The organism is Aquimarina algiphila, from assembly GCF_007489275.1.
Classification (GTDB): domain Bacteria; phylum Bacteroidota; class Bacteroidia; order Flavobacteriales; family Flavobacteriaceae; genus Aquimarina; species Aquimarina algiphila.
In genome coordinates this window covers 1-16,032 of record NZ_VLNR01000002.1, presented here as the reverse complement: position 1 = coordinate 16,032, position 16,032 = coordinate 1, and the positions used below count along the sequence as shown (strand labels likewise).

At 32.1% G+C, this 16,032-nt stretch carries 13 protein-coding genes; 10 read left to right on the top strand and 3 right to left on the bottom strand.

What is annotated here, in order from left to right; genetic code table 11:
• Positions 1–31: 31 nt before the first annotated feature.
• The 3 genes from FOF46_RS00860 to FOF46_RS00850 all read left to right on the top strand — a co-directional run bounded on the left by FOF46_RS00860 (position 32) and on the right by FOF46_RS00850 (position 3,849).
• A complete protein-coding gene (locus tag FOF46_RS00860; RefSeq protein ID WP_109434614.1) occupies positions 32–1,498 on the top strand; it encodes a M28 family peptidase in 1,467 nt (488 codons plus the stop codon).
• Between the two features lie 259 nt (positions 1,499–1,757).
• Positions 1,758–2,123, top strand: coding sequence for a hypothetical protein (locus FOF46_RS00855; protein WP_143915143.1), 366 nt, complete (start codon positions 1,758–1,760; stop codon positions 2,121–2,123).
• A 256-nt stretch (positions 2,124–2,379) separates the two neighbouring features.
• Entirely contained in the window at positions 2,380–3,849 is a 1,470-nt protein-coding gene (locus FOF46_RS00850; protein ID WP_143915142.1) for an SLC13 family permease, read from the top strand.
• A gap of 50 nt (positions 3,850–3,899) precedes the next feature.
• On the opposite strand, the gene FOF46_RS00845 is transcribed toward FOF46_RS00850, so the two are convergent.
• On the bottom strand, positions 3,900–4,133 hold the full coding sequence (locus FOF46_RS00845) for a hypothetical protein (protein WP_143915141.1): 234 nt from the start codon (positions 4,131–4,133) through the stop codon (positions 3,900–3,902).
• Between the two features lie 113 nt (positions 4,134–4,246).
• On the opposite strand from FOF46_RS00845, the gene FOF46_RS00840 reads away from it, so the two are divergent.
• The 3 genes from FOF46_RS00840 to FOF46_RS00830 are packed head-to-tail and all read left to right on the top strand — an operon-like array spanning position 4,247 to position 10,230.
• Positions 4,247–5,020 carry an MBL fold metallo-hydrolase gene (locus tag FOF46_RS00840; RefSeq protein WP_143915140.1) on the top strand — a complete coding sequence of 258 codons (774 nt, stop codon included), beginning with the start codon at positions 4,247–4,249 and terminating at the stop codon, positions 5,018–5,020.
• 19 nt (positions 5,021–5,039) lie between these two features.
• Entirely contained in the window at positions 5,040–8,258 is a 3,219-nt protein-coding gene (locus FOF46_RS00835; RefSeq protein WP_143915139.1) for a VPS10 domain-containing protein, read from the top strand.
• Positions 8,259–8,277: 19 nt separating this feature from the next.
• On the top strand, positions 8,278–10,230 hold the full coding sequence (locus FOF46_RS00830) for a S9 family peptidase (protein ID WP_143915138.1): 1,953 nt from the start codon (positions 8,278–8,280) through the stop codon (positions 10,228–10,230).
• 74 nt (positions 10,231–10,304) lie between these two features.
• On the opposite strand, the gene FOF46_RS00825 is transcribed toward FOF46_RS00830, so the two are convergent.
• Together FOF46_RS00825 and FOF46_RS00820 are read right to left on the bottom strand one after the other, a co-directional pair.
• Positions 10,305–11,135: a DUF5694 domain-containing protein gene (locus tag FOF46_RS00825; RefSeq protein ID WP_143915137.1), complete on the bottom strand. Its 831-nt coding sequence runs from the start codon at positions 11,133–11,135 to the stop codon at positions 10,305–10,307.
• Between the two features lie 47 nt (positions 11,136–11,182).
• The gene (locus FOF46_RS00820; RefSeq protein WP_143915136.1) at positions 11,183–12,472 is read right to left on the bottom strand and encodes a hypothetical protein; all 1,290 of its coding nucleotides are present in this window, start codon (positions 12,470–12,472) and stop codon (positions 11,183–11,185) included.
• A 202-nt stretch (positions 12,473–12,674) separates the two neighbouring features.
• On the opposite strand from FOF46_RS00820, the gene FOF46_RS00815 reads away from it, so the two are divergent.
• The 4 genes from FOF46_RS00815 (at position 12,675) to FOF46_RS00800 (ending at position 15,820) form a co-directional block, all read left to right on the top strand.
• Positions 12,675–13,715, top strand: a complete 1,041-nt coding sequence (locus tag FOF46_RS00815) for a sensor histidine kinase (protein WP_143915135.1) — start codon at positions 12,675–12,677, stop codon at positions 13,713–13,715.
• Entirely contained in the window at positions 13,712–14,422 is a 711-nt protein-coding gene (locus tag FOF46_RS00810) for a LytR/AlgR family response regulator transcription factor (protein ID WP_143915134.1), read from the top strand. The genes FOF46_RS00815 and FOF46_RS00810 overlap by 4 nt, the downstream gene beginning before the upstream one ends.
• A 130-nt stretch (positions 14,423–14,552) precedes the next feature.
• On the top strand, positions 14,553–15,242 hold the full coding sequence (locus FOF46_RS00805; RefSeq protein WP_143915133.1) for a DUF2490 domain-containing protein: 690 nt from the start codon (positions 14,553–14,555) through the stop codon (positions 15,240–15,242).
• Entirely contained in the window at positions 15,242–15,820 is a 579-nt protein-coding gene (locus tag FOF46_RS00800) for a cysteine hydrolase family protein (RefSeq protein ID WP_143915132.1), read from the top strand. Before FOF46_RS00805 ends, FOF46_RS00800 begins: the two co-directional genes overlap by 1 nt.
• The last annotated feature ends 212 nt before the right edge of the window (positions 15,821–16,032 follow it).

Genomic DNA, 16,032 nt, shown 5'->3' with positions numbered 1-16,032 from the left:
CGTTTTCATAACATATTATATCTCTTTACACATGAAAAAACATATTCTAACAATACTACTATTACTTTTTACATTTTCTATTACTGCACAGAATGATATTGACAAAGTAAAATCCACTGTTTCTAAAAGTGAAATCGAAGGTCATATTTATTTTTTAGCTTCTGACGAATTAAAAGGAAGGCAAACTGGATCCCCTGAAAACAAAATTGCTGCTCAATATTTGGCTAATATGCTTAGAGGCTACGGTGTAAAAACAGTTCCCGATAGCAACACCTACTTCCAAAAAGTAAAATTGAATAAAATCTCCAGCGCTACAAAAACCAAAATTAAAATAGGAGATATCGAATTAGATGATATCCTAACAGTTACTAAAGTAAATACTAATTACAAAGGAAAAGCTGTTTTTCTGGATTATGGAATGAAAGAAAATTATGGTGATATTGATGTAAAAGGCAAATATATAGTTGCTATTGTAGGTACTAAGGATAATAAAAATACGATGTCTGCTTTTTCAATGAGAGCTCAGAAAATAGCTCTTGCCAAAGACAATGGTGCTCTAGGTATAATTGAACTTTGCAATGTTAAAGCTCCTATTTGGACTAGGATGGATCATTATTTTAACGGGGAGAAAATGAATATTGATGATAAAAATAATTCGGATACTTTTTCTCATACCTGGATCAATGACAAAACTGAAGAAATAAGTAAACTCTTTTCTACAAATAAAGAATTAGATATTGAGATTGTAGTTGAAGGAATTAAAAAAACGAATAGCTTTTCACAAAATGTTGTTGGTATGGTAGAAGGGTCAGATCCTAAACTTAAAGATGAGTATGTTATTTATTCTGCACATTATGATCATGTAGGTATCGGAAAAGCGGTAGAAAATGATTCTATATACAATGGAGCACGAGATAATGCAGTAGGAACTGTTACTGTCCTTTCTGCGGCCAAAAACATTGCAAAATACCCAACCAAAAGATCCGCTCTTTTTATTCTCTTTACAGGTGAAGAAAAAGGTCTTTTAGGTAGCAAATGGTATGTAGAACATCCTGTTATTCCACTAGATCAAATGGTATATTGCTTTAATAGTGATAACGGAGGTTATAATGATACTACCATTGCTACTATAGTTGGTTTAGGTAGGACAACTGCAGAAAACGATATTGTAGATGCTGCTGCCAAATTTGGACTAAAAGCAATTGATGATCCTGCTCCTGAACAAGGATTATTTGACCGGTCAGATAATGTAAATTTTGCTGCAAAAGGTATTCCTGCTCCAACATTTAGTATGGGATTTACCGCTTTTGATGAAGAAATCACCAAATATTATCATCAAGTTACTGATAATCCTGATACTTTGGATTATGAATATTTATTGAAGTTTTTTCAATCTTATGTTTTAGCATGTAGAAATATTGCTAATAATCCAAAAACTCCTTTTTGGATAGACGGAGATAAATATTATGAGGCAGGTAAAAAATTATATAAAAAATAGCCTTTCATCATTATTCAAATTAAATATTTCTCAATAAATCCATGAAATTTTAATGAAAAATCTTAAATTTTAAGATAATTTATCATTTGTTTAACAAAATAATACCAAAAAAAGGGCATTAATGGTTTAATTTTACAATACCCCTTATTGAGATAATTGTTAAAGCATTACAACAAATACATATGAGAATAAACGTAAACTCCGTGTAATTGCAAAATATGTGCATGACATAGTATGTAATTACCAAAATCGTCAGATTATGAAAAATTATATACTACCCCTTTTGATACTTTGCTCATTTTCTTTGTACCCAAATATCAATATTGATAAAAATTCATTCACACTCTCAACTAAATATCTTCAAAACCCCAGAGATCGCAAACTTTCTGCAGAAGAAGTAAAACAAAGAGGTCTAGATTTATTAGCTAATCAAATTATTGAAAATATTGATAAAATTGATTTACGAAAAACCGCCAGATCGGCCATATTTGAAACTTCATATGGATTTAGGTGGAAGATGGTTAATTTACATACAGGTAAAATATTTATCATCAAAGTAAATAAAGACTTTAGACTTATTTCGGCAAGAAATAGTGATAATTCTAAAATCATGACTCCTAAGTAATTACAAAAAGAAATTAATTATGTTCTTAATTACCAGTTTAAAAACTGAGATAAATTCTTAATATTTTTTCTCAAGGCTTCCATTGTATTTTATTTCTTGGTGTACTTATTATAAAATGTATTTGATTTACAAGTTTTAACTTTTGAAAGTAATATTTCTTGAAAGATATAATTGTTTAATTCTTTTATACATACTTTTACTATTCATATTAAATCATTTATTAATCCTATGATTTCATAATAAGCATCCCTATCCTATGAATATAAGTATTAAAAAAATAGGGATTATTTCGGGCCCTTTAATTTTTATTCTTGTACTATTATTTTTTCATCCAGAAGGCTTAAAAAAAGAAGCTAATGCAATATTAGCTAGTACTCTGTGGGTTGCTATATGGTGGATTACAGAAGCAATTCCTATTGCTGCTACTTCGTTATTACCAATTGTTTTATTTCCACTTTCAGGGGGATTGGATATTAAAACAACTACCGCTGCATTTGGTAATCATAATGTCTTTTTATATGCTGGAGGATTTATATTAGCTATAGGGATAGAAAGATGGAATTTACATAAACGTATCGCTTTAAATATCATTAATCTTATAGGTACAGATGTCAAAAACATGATTCTTGGTTTCATGGTTGCTACAGCTTTTTTATCTATGTGGATTTCTAATACTGCAACATCAGTGATGATGTTACCTATAGGAATTGCAATTATTACCCAACTTACAGATAACCCAAATACCATTGAAAATGAAAACAAAATATTTGGAAAAGCACTAATGCTAGCCATTGCTTATAGTGCTTCTATTGGTGGAGTTGCCTCATTAATTGGGACACCTACCAATCTTATTTTGGCAGGTGTCATAAAGGAGATTTATGATTTTGAAATTACGTTTACTAACTGGATAGTCATAGGGCTCCCTATTTCTGCACTTATGCTTTTTATTTGTTGGCGATATTTGGTACAAGTAGCATTTACATTTAAACAAAAAGAATTTCCCGGAGGAAAAGACGAGGTAAGGAAACAACTAAAAGAACTTGGTAAAATATCTTTTGAAGAAAAGTTAGTACTAGGCGTTTTTGTATTTACAGCTTTTGCATGGATTACTAGATCATTTTTATTACAACCTATTTTTTCTGCAATAGATGATACTACAATTGCTATAACTGCTGCAATTCTTCTCTTTCTTCTTCCCAGCAGTAAAAAAGGAAAAGCTCTGATGAATTGGGAGTCTGCAGTTAAATTACCGTGGGGAGTTTTATTACTTTTTGGTGGAGGGTTAGCTTTGGCTGCTGGTTTTAAAACATCTGGTCTCGCCATGTGGATAGGCACACAAATGACACTACTACAAGGAGTTTACCTTATTACACTATTAGTATTTATTGTCACAGTAGTAAACTTTTTAACCGAAATCACATCCAATGTTGCCACTACTTCAATGTTATTGCCTGTTCTGGCATCTATGTCGCTATCTCTTGATGTACATCCTTTTATATTAATGGTAGGAGCTACTATTGCAGCTTCGTGTGCATTTATGCTTCCTGTGGCAACTCCTCCCAATGCTGTTGTATTTGGCTCAGGATTTCTAACGATTCCTGATATGATGAAAAAAGGATTTTGGTTAAACATAATATCCATTATACTTATTGTAATAATAACATACTACTTATTGCCTTATTTCTGGAATTTTGAACCTTCATCTTTTCCTCAGGAATTTAAGTAAAGCATAACGCAAAACTTTTTCCTAATTTTATAATATTATTGTTCTGAGTATTACTTTAACAGGCTCTGCAATTCTTCAAAACTTTCCATATACTCCCAGTATATAATTCGATCATAGGCATATTGTATTAAAATATACTTATCACTTACCGATAAGATTCTATCCATTGCTACTAATTTTCTAGAAGCTTTTTCAACATGTACCTCTTCTATGATTTCTTGATTACGAGCATCAAACCCATGTACAATTATATGACTTTTCAGTGTGAGTTCTATAAATTTCATTTTTACCGTGGTTTTATCCTTCAAATGTAGATGATTTCACCTTAACACCCCTTTAAGACTTTAGCATTTTCATTTTATTTACTTTAGAGACTTCTAAGTAAACCTGTCAAAAAGTGCCAAAATTACTCGTTCTTTTCACTAGTTTTCTACTATATGTCTCTGGCATTTCGCAAGAAAACATAATGCTCACTTATACGGGCAATATGGGAGTATTTATTTCTGGAGGAAAATCTTCTGTTTTAATTGATGGCTTGCATACAAAATATGGTGATGATTATTTATTTCCTTCAAAAAAATTAGTCGATAAGATTACTACCGATTTAAAACCTAATGCCATTCTATTTACGCACTATCATGGAGATCATTTTAGCGAACAACTCACAAAGGAATATTTAGAATCCAATACAAAAGCGTTCCTTTTTGCAGCTAGTCAGGTTACCAAGAACTTTTCTGAATTTGGAGAAAGAGTAATTACAATAAAAACGGACAATTATAGCAAGCAAACTTCTACATTAGAAGAGATTACAATCACAAGTCTTAAAATAAATCATGCAGGAGAAAGACATATCTCAGTTGAAAATGTGGGTTATATTGTACGTCTAAATGACAAAAACATTCTTCATGTAGGCGACACCAACTGGCTTGAAGAAATTAACTTGTTTGATCAATTAAAATTACAGGAAGAAACTATAGATATTGCTATTCTTCCATACTGGATGCTATTAGATGATAACGCTTTAGAATTGATCAAGAAATATATCAATCCAAAACAAGTAATTGCTACTCATATTTCGCCAAGAGTAAAAGATAAAAACTTATCAGAATTAAAAGAAAGATATCCAAACATTCACTTTCTCAACACATTAGAACAACAAATACAACTATAATTAACACACATTTGACAAAATGAAAAAACAAATATTTTTATTGCTATTCCTAGGTATAATTTCTTCTGTATCTGCACAAACATTCACCATGGATCTTATAAAAGATGGTACTCCTCGTAATATAGGTCCGGGAGGTATGAGTGGACGTGTCACGTCCATCGATGTAGTTACTTCTAATCCTGATATTATATATGCAGGAACAGCATCAGGAGGTTTATGGAAATCTACTTCGGGAGGTATTAAATGGGAGCCTATTTTTGATAATGAAGCTACTGCATCCATAGGAGCTGTTGCGATTCAGCAATCAAACCCTTCGGTAATTTGGGTAGGAACAGGAGAAGGAAATCCGAGAAATAGTCTTAATGGAGGTTTTGGTATTTACAGATCGCTAGATGGAGGTAAAAACTGGGAACTCATGGGTTTAGAACAAACCCGCCATATTCATAAAGTAATTATTGATCCTACTAATCCAAATGTCGTCTATGTTGCTGCTATTGGTTCTCCCTGGGGAGAACATCCAGAAAGAGGTATTTTTAAAACTACCGATGGAGGAGTTACATGGTCGAAAATCTTATTTAATAATAACAAAACAGGTGCTGCAGATTTGGTAATAGACCCAAAAAACCCTAACAAATTAGTTGCCGCTATGTGGGAACATAAACGTGATCCTTGGTTTTTTAAATCTGGTGGTGAAGGCTCTGGTCTTTATATAACTCATGATGGAGGTAAAACCTGGGAAGAAAGAACAGATAAAGAGGGATTACCAAAGGGAGAATTAGGTCGAATTGGGCTGGCAATAGCTCCTAATAAAACTAATATTATATATGCATTGATTGAAGCCAAAAAGAACGCATTATATAAATCGACAGATGGAGGATTTAAATGGGAAAAAGTAAATGACAAAAAAGATATCGGTAATCGTCCATTTTATTACTCAGATATATTTGTCGATCCCCAAAATGAAAATAGAGTATACTCTGTATTTACTTATGTGAATGTTTCTGAAGACGGAGGTAAGAACTTTTCTCAGTTAATGCCTGCATATGGTGTAGATAATGGTGTACATCCTGATCATCACGCATGGTGGATTCATCCTAATGATGGAAGTTATATGATTGATGGTAATGATGGTGGTTTAAACATAACTCGTGATGGTGGTAAAACCTGGCGTTTTATAGGTAATCTACCTGTAGCACAGTTTTATCATATTAATGTAGATAATGAGTTTCCTTATAACGTATATGGAGGTATGCAAGATAATGGTAGTTGGAGAGGTCCTGCTTATGTTTGGAAAGCTCAAGGAATACGAAACTCTTACTGGCAGGAAATTTCTTTTGGAGATGGTTTTGACGTAGTACCGGATAAGGATGACTCAAGATATGGATGGTCAATGAGTCAACAAGGGTTTGTGAGTCGATATGATTGGATGACAGGAAATAATTATATAGTTCGCCCTACACATTCAGATCCAAAAGTAGAACTACGTTTTAACTGGAATGCTGCAATCAATATTGATCCATTTGATAATAGTACCATTTATTTTGGAAGTCAATTCGTACATAAAAGCACTGACAAAGGGCTTACCTGGACAGTAATATCACCCGATCTAACAACTAATAATCCAGAAAAATTAAAACAAGCAGAAAGTGGTGGATTAACTATGGATGCAACAGGAGCAGAAAATCATTGTACTGTTTTAGTAGTCGAGCCTTCTCCATTAGAGCAAAATATGCTTTGGGTTGGTACTGATGATGGACGTTTACATATCACTCAAAATGGAGGAACAAATTGGACCGACGTTTCTAAAAACATAAAAGGATTGCCTCAAGGAAGTTGGATTGTACAAATAAAAGCATCAAATAAAAATAAAGGAGAAGCACTTCTTGTTGTTAATGATTATCGTAGATTTAACTATACACCTTATGCATACAGAACCAGAGATTATGGTAAAACTTGGGAACGTATTGTAGATCAAAATGACGTAAAAAGCTATGCGTTGTGCATTATAGAAGATCCTATCGAAAAAAACTTAATGTTTTTAGGTACTGATGACGGATTGTATATATCCCTTAATGCTGGAAATAAATGGACAAAATGGACTAAAGGATTCCCTACTGTTCCTGTAAAAGATTTAGCTATTCAGTCCAGAGAACACGATCTTGTTATTGGAACTTTTGGAAGAGCTGCATGGGTATTAGATGATATTAAACCGCTAAGAGCTTTAGCCAAAAATAGTGCCGTTTTAAACCAAAAACTTCAGGTATTTGAACCATCAATAGCATATCAAGCAGCATATCAGCAACCTACAGGAAGTCGTTTTGGTGGAGATGCTGTGTATAATGGTGAAAATAAAGACTATGGCTCATTGATATCGTATTATATCCAGGTAGAAAAAAAGAAAGAAGAAAGCTCTGATAAAACCGAGGGCAAAAAAGAGGAAGAAGATCCAGAAGAGGATGAAAAAGAAGAAGCTAAAATAAAATGGGACTCTATTCATTTTAAGTTTTATGATGGAGATCGTTTAATCAGAACATTAAAAAAGAAAACTCCTGATTCTACAGGGATATATAAGACTACCTGGTTTATGGATGAAAAAGGCGCGGATCGGCCTTCAAGAAAAATACAGAAAAAAGATCGCGAACCAGGAGGTGTTAGCGTTAAACCAGGAAAATACAAACTGGTTATAGAATACGGTGATCAAAAATCGGAAACTACGGTAGAAGTACAATCTGATCCTAGATTAAAAGTTTCTCAGAAAAGCATTAATGAAATATATGCTATTTCGAAAGATTTAGAAAAAATGCAACAAACAGCTGCAGATGCTGTAAAGCAATTGGTTGAGAGTAAAGATATAGCCTCTAAGTATCAAAAAGAATTTCAAAAATTAGATAAAAAGAAATTCAAAGATCAAATCAAACTGTCTAAGGATATTTCTAAGAAAATTGATAGCGTAATTGCGATTTACATTGGTAAAGAAGATAAGCGTCAGGGAATCACTCGTAACCCAGAAGTTACTGTTATGCAGCGTTTGGGAACAGCAAGCTGGTATTCTGGTAGTCGTCAGAATGGACTGACTTCAACAGAGAATACGCTTATAAAACATGCAAAAGATGCATTACAAGATGCATTAAATAAAACCAATACCTTCTTTAATAGTGATTGGAAACCATATCGTGAAGCAATCGAAAAATTAGAAGTTTCTCCTTTTAAAGAAGCGAAGAATTTTGTTTTAGAATAATAACTAAACTATATAATAGATGAAAAAACTAATCTTACTTAGTATAGGAGCACTTCTACTCTATTCTTGTAAACAGGAAAAGAAAGAAGAAATAGCTCAACAACCTATTAAAATTGACCAATATTCGATAGAGCAGTTCATGAATAATGAGAATGCCTTTACTAATGGATTTTCTAATGACAAGTCCAAAGTGCTCATGACCAGTAACCGATCAGGAATTTATAATATGTATACTGTTTCTGCAAAAGGAGGCGAATTCATACCGGTTACCAAATCTGATAGTGCTTCTATTTTTGGCATATCTTACTTTCCCGAAGATGATAGAATTTTATTTAGAATGGATGGCAATGGAGATGAAATATTCAAAATCTTTGTAAAAGATAGTTCTGGAATAAAACGTTTGACTCCTGAAAAAAATGTAAGGGCATTATTTAGGGGATGGTCAAAAGATGGAAAAAGTTTCTTCTATGGTAGTAATGAACGAAATCCAAAATTCATGGATCACTATGAAATGAATATTAACACCTTTACATCAAAATTGATATATAAAAACGAGGATGGAATGCAGTTTGGAGGTATGTCAGAAGATCGAAAATATATAGCTCTTACCAAACCGATCAACACTAACGATAATGATTTGTTTTTGATGAATACAAATACCAAAGAGCAAATTAAAATCAACGAAAACATAAGTGGCAACTCTCCTCAGGATTTTTCTCCAGATGGTAAATCTCTATACTATACAACAGACGATAGTGCCGAATTCAGTTATTTAATGAAGTATAATCTTGAAGATGGTACTAAAGAAAAAGTAGTAGAAAAAGATTGGGATATTTCCACGTTTTATTTTACTCGAAACGGAAAATACCAAATCATGCTTACCAATGAAGACGCTAAAACGGTAATGGATGTAAAAGAAGTTGCAACCGGCAAAACAGTTGATTTTCCTTCAATAGAAAATCAACAAATTAATAGAGCTTCATTTTCCAGAGATGAAACTATGGCTATACTTAGTGTGGGTGGGTCAAATACTCCTACCAATTCATATGCTTATGACCTCACATCTAAAGAGTATTTTAAATTAACCGACGTTCTTAATAAAGATATCAATGCCGATCATCTTGTAACTTCTGAGGTTGTTCGTTTTAAATCCTTCGACGGATTAGAAGTCCCTGCGATCTATTACAAACCTAAACAAGCTAATGCAGATAACAAAGTTCCCGCATTAGTATGGGTTCATGGTGGACCAGGCGGACAATCTAGACAAGGATTTAACTCTACAATTCAATATCTGGTAAATCATGGATATGCTATATTAGCTGTTAATAATAGAGGGAGTAGTGGTTATGGTAAAACGTTTTTCAAAATGGATGATCAAAATCATGGAGATAAAGATCTAAAAGATTGTGTTGCTGGGAAAGATTGGTTAGCAAAACAAGATATTATTGATGCTAACAAAATAGGAATTATCGGCGGTTCTTATGGAGGATATATGACAATGGCGGCGCTTACTTATACTCCCGAAGAATTTAAAGCAGGTGTGAATATCTTTGGTGTAACTAATTGGTTAAGAACGTTAAAAAGTATTCCGCCATGGTGGGAATCATTTAAAGATGCTTTATATACCGAAATGGGTAATCCTAATACTGCTGATTCTGTTAGATTAAGACAAATCTCCCCTCTTTTTCATACTGAAAAGGTTACAAAACCATTAATTGTATTGCAAGGTGCTCAGGATCCAAGAGTCTTAAAAGTAGAATCTGATGAAATTGTAGCAGGAGTTAAGAAAAATGGTGTTCCTGTTGAATATGTATTGTTTGAAGATGAAGGTCATGGATTTGTAAAAAAAGAAAATCAAATTGAGGCTTATGGTAGAGTACTTAAATTCTTGGATACATATTTAAAAGGGAAAGGTTCTGAAATAATAAATGATGGAAAAACTGAAACTAAAAAAGTAGATTCAGAATCTTAAAAAAACAACTTAAGAAAATGTAATAAAAAATGCTCCCTCATTATCTAATTAGGGAGCATTTTTTATAAAAGCAACTATTTACTAACATTTAATACTTGATTAATATCATAATATTCCCAATCTATCCGATCTTTAATAAGATCAACAAGTATATCTTTATGTCCGGCTCCATAAATTACTAAAACCCTATCTTCTGGCTCAACAATTCTATGAAGATTGGTGAAAATCTTTAAATTTCTAAGATACCATTCAGAAACAGCTTGAGTACCCACATAATGACCATCTTTACCAAAACCAATCAGGTGTTTTAAATAAAATCTTTGATTATAATTCTTGTCAAAGTTCTCTGAATTTGCGAATTGAATAATTTCCAAAATAGAACCTTTTGCTATGGCTTCAACATCACTTTGCATTGTTTGGATTAGGTTTTCAAACTCCTTCAATTCTTCCGTTTGGTTATGCTTCTCTGCATATGCTATTACAGCATCTGTATCAAAATTTGCAGAAGCATCAATGCCATATAATTTATTATGATTCATCATTTGGGCCAAAGGATAACATACTTGTACCGTTTCACTTGACATAAAAGATCTATCATCTTCATGTATTGTTTTCTCTAGTGTATTGTTCACAAAATCATTATAATAGGTTTCACTCCATAATGTATCTGCTCTATCTATTTCTATGGCAATTTTAGTAGGTTTAAACCTAGAAATTAAGCTAATGACTTCTTTTAACTCTGCCTGTCTCTTATCAGAATGAATATTACCCATATCCATATTTACTGCATCAGCACCTGGGTTATGCAAATGGGTCATTCCTAAGACACTAATAACAGGTTTTTGTTCCTGAGCTATAGATAATACACTTAAATTGAGTAGTATTATCAAAATAATGATACGCATAATTGTATTTTTTGTTTTTAAATGAATCTTTATTAATACTTTTTAGATTAGTTTTTATTGGGCGTCACTGCTGTATCTAATGGAAGAATTAACTGATAATCATATCCATCTATAAGACTTTTGATACGGTGATAATCTCCGTTTTTAGGTAAAGTTACACGACCATTCTGGATATCATCACGAATAGCTGTCAAATCAATAATAGTCCATTCATCTCTCTTACCTAACACCATAAGATCTCGTAAGCGTTTATAATACCAAGCATATTTTTTCAAATAATTCACTTCTGTTCCTGTTTCATCAATAAAGTGATAATTCCAGGAATTTATAATCGTTGCTTTGCTATTATTCTGATGTGCCAGTTCTGTAATCAAATTACCCAAATCATAACAATTATTAGTTAGAATTTTAGAAGCGTGTAAACCTCCAAACTTTAAGAATACCTTAGGATTAGATTCCATTTTTACTACTTGTTGATAATGTTTCAAAAAGTTATTACGCATATAACTTATCCGATCTGCATGTGAATCTTTACGCCAACGAGAATAAATATCCCAGCTAATTTCTAGATCTTCGATGATTTTTTTGGTAGCTTCATTTTTCCTGAAACGATTCAAATATTGTTGCACTTTAGGTTCCTTTTGGATTTCTGTAAAAAGATCAATATCAGTATCCGAATTCTCCTCCTTCTCATACCATGAAGCAATTATTTTGGACGCTTGTTCTTTTTCTGATTTGATAATAGTATAATCAGCATCATTCTTTACAAAAGAGAGTAATTCATCCATAAAATATAAGGTTGACGAATAATATTCCTGATCTAGTCCCCAAATACCCATATCATGCTCCCGGATGGATTGAAGGAAATATGCATCTTCGAGACCATCAAAAAATGGAATTGGAACTTGATTATCCTCTTTGCCGGCATATTGCGAAGTAAATTTCCTTAAGTTATTCACCGTTTCTGATGGTGGAGTGCTAAGTGTGACCAATTTTTTAGCCGAATATGGTCCAACTTCAAAAGCAGTATGATTAAATCCTCCCGTATGTAACATTGGAATCAAAGCGGTAATCAATTGCGAAGTATTTTTTGAACCATGACGTTCTCCAAACATCACAAATTGTGATGTAGATATAATAGTATCCAGCACTGTTCGACCATCTCCTACAATAACTCCATCCTTAATTTTAAAATAAGCTGTTTTAGTTGCTACATATGCAGAATCGATAACGGGTATCTTGTCTACATTTTGGGTTTGGCTCACAACATGCTCTGATTGTTTTTCTTTACAAGAAAATAATAGAAATAACGTAATAAATATAATAACTGGTTTCATTGTTTTTTGATTTTGAAACAAAATAAAGGGTTAGTGTTCTAAAAGGTTTTTAATTTACATGTAACAGGTAAATCGCAGGATAAAAAAGGGATAATTGCGCTAACAGATATTTGGTTGTATAGTTTCCCCTTTTCGTATAAGAAAAAGAGGGATTGTAACCACATAAGGAAAAATTAAATATTCTAAATGTTATTTTTGAATCATGACAGCATTTAAATACCGTTGGAGATATCATACCATACTTGGTGCATTAATCATCATAATGGATTTATATGGTGATTACATATATAAGAACAAAAGTAGTTGGGCAGAATATTTTGATTACCCTATATATTTATTCGGTATCACTATGTATATCACTTTTTTTAGTATTTACGTATTAAACTATAAAGTATTGTGCCCTCTTACGCTTTCGCGAAAGCACATCCTTAAATTTAGTATCGGAATTATTGTACTGGCATTTTTATTTGCTGGTATTCGATATGTATTAGAAGAAGTGCTATTATACTCCATTACAGGACAGCATAATTATGTAGAACGTACTCGACATTTTGGGTTTTATGTTTTTGACAACTCTTATTATGCCTCTAAAAGTCTACTTTTTAGTACAGCTATCTATCTTTTCTTTAGATTCATAGACCATAAAGAAACACTTCATCAATTAAAAATTGAGAATAAAAAGGCAGAATTACAATTACTTAAATCCCAATTGGGACCTCACTTTTTATTCAATACGCTAAATAGTTTTTATTCTGAACTCATAGAAAGTCAACCAAAAACTGCTGCAGACATTCATAGGCTTTCTGATCTTTTACGATTTGTTACTTATGAAGCTCACCAGGATAGTATATCACTAGAAAAAGATCTTAAGTTTATTGAAGATTATATATATTTTTTCCAAAAACGTTACGAAGATAATCTAGCTGTGAATTACCAGGTACATGGGATTGTTACAAATCAAAAGGTACCTGCCATGCTGCTTATTCATTTTGTTGAAAATGTTTTTAAACATGGAATTGTAAATGACACCTCTGAAGTAGCCAATATCACAATCACTATCCTACCAGAAAGCTTAGAAATCAACACTAAAAATAGAGTTGCTAATTCAGAGCATTATGCAGCATCGGGAATTGGATATTCTAGTATCCAAAAAAGGTTAATTGCTCTTTTTAAAAATGATTTTACATTGCATAAAAAAGAAGAAAAATCTTATTTTGAAGCCTATTTAAAAATTCCATTATGAGCAGATCTTTACGTTGCCTTATTGTAGATGATGAACCGCCAGCAATACGTTTGCTTAAAAACTATGTAGAAAAAGTACCTTTTCTTGACCTCATCAGTAGTACCACAAAAGCTTTGGAAGCACTACAACATATCGAAAATGAAAATATAGACCTCGTATTTCTTGATATTCAGATGCCGGATTTATCTGGAATTCAGTTGTCAAAAATTATTAAAGATAAAGTACAGATTATTTTTACTACTGCTTATCCTCAATTTGCCATAGAAGGATATGAACTTAATGCTGTTGATTATTTATTAAAACCTTTTGAGTTTGATCGTTTTTATCAGGCAGTACTTAAAATTAAGCAGAAAGAATCTTCGATTCATCAAAATAAATCCACCGAAGAATACCTATTTGTAAAGACCGATGGTAAAAATAATTATGAAAAAGTATATATAAATGAGATTCTCTATATCGAGGGGCTAAAAAATTATGTAGCGATTCATTTATTAGACAAACAAATTATTACATATAGCACACTAAAACATATAGAAAGTACACTTCCTTCTACGACATTTATTAAGATTCATAAATCCTATATTGTATCTATTAATCATATTATCAAAACCTATTCTTTACATGCTTATATTGTCAATAAAGCATTACCTATAAGTGATACATATCGCAAATCCTTTTTTGAAATGATCAACAAAAAAAAACTGTAATTTCTTTAGCATAATTTTATATCAAAACTGGTGTTGGTTTATTCTATCTTTACACCCTTTATTTATTATCAAATCAGATGGTCTACAGAATTAATTCCTAATTTTGAAAAACTCAAAATACAAATCACACATGAACACAAAAAAACTATTTCTTTTTTTAATATTGCTTTCTTTAATTAATTTCTCGAGTGCTCAAGATAATGGCGAAGATGAATTTGGTGCCTGGTATATGTATTTTGGCACCAATCGTATTAGCAATAACTTTAGTATTCATTCTGAAGCGCAATTCCGTTTTTACGAAGTGACTTCCACATTTAATCAATTACTCTTAAGGACCGGGTTAAATTATCATATCAATGATAAAGCAATTGCTACTCTTGGATATGGTTTTATTAGTACCGATGGCACTTTTGAAGATATTCCTGATGAAGAAAACTCCAATGAACATCGAATATTCGAACAGTTTATTTTAAAAAACAGCGTCGGTAAATTTAAATTTGAACACCGATATCGTCTTGAGCAAAGATTTATAAGTACACAAAATGATGATTTCACCGAACACCGAGCAAGATATAGGTTACAGCTCACCTACCCTATTAATGAACAATGGTTTCTCAATGTATATGATGAAGTGTTCATTAACCTACAGGAGCCAATTTTTGGTCAAAACAGGTTATACGGAGCTGTTGGATATAATGTAAAATCTAATTTTAGTATCCAATTAGGGTATCTTAAAAACCACTTTACCGGTGTTAATTTTGATCGATTGCAGTTAGGTGTGATCTATAATACCGACTTTAGAAAAAAAGAAAAAAACTAATGAGTATTTCAAAAGACAACACTTCTGCATTATTGCTAATTGATATTCAAAAAGGTTTTGAAGATATAGCATATTGGGGTGGCGAGCGCAATAACCCTGATGCCGAAATTAATATGAAAAAACTGCTTGCTTTTTGGCGTAAGAAGAAATTACCTGTATTTCATATTAAACATTGTTCTACTACTCCCTCTTCTCCATTATCAAAAAACAATCCTGGTAACGATTTCATGGATTTTATAGTGCCGTTAACTAATGAGCCTATTATCGAAAAAGAGGTAAATAGTGCTTTTATTGGTACAAACCTCAAAGAACAATTAGAAAACAAAAATATTGATACTCTGGTGGTTGCTGGTCTTACTACCGATCATTGTGTTTCTACGACTACGAGAATGGCTGGTAATTTTGGTTTTAATACTTATTTAATAGAAGATGCTGTTGCCACTTTTAATAAGGTTGGAGTAAATGGTGAGCACTATGGAGCACAACTTATTCATGATACTGCTATCGCAAGTTTAAAAGATGAATTTGCAACTGTATTATCTACCCAAAAACTAATAGACGGTATCTCTAAAGTTTAAACCATAAAAGATTTACTAATTTAACTATACTCACATATATGATATGTAGTTATCATAATATGAGAGAGATATTAAAAGAGTAATATAACCCGTTGTGCATTTAGAAAAAGTTGCGCAAACTGCTAAAAGGCAGTAAATTGTAGTTACGACACTATAATTCATATGCACAACTTTCAAGCAAATTACGATAAAATACTCAAGGTTTTAAAAGG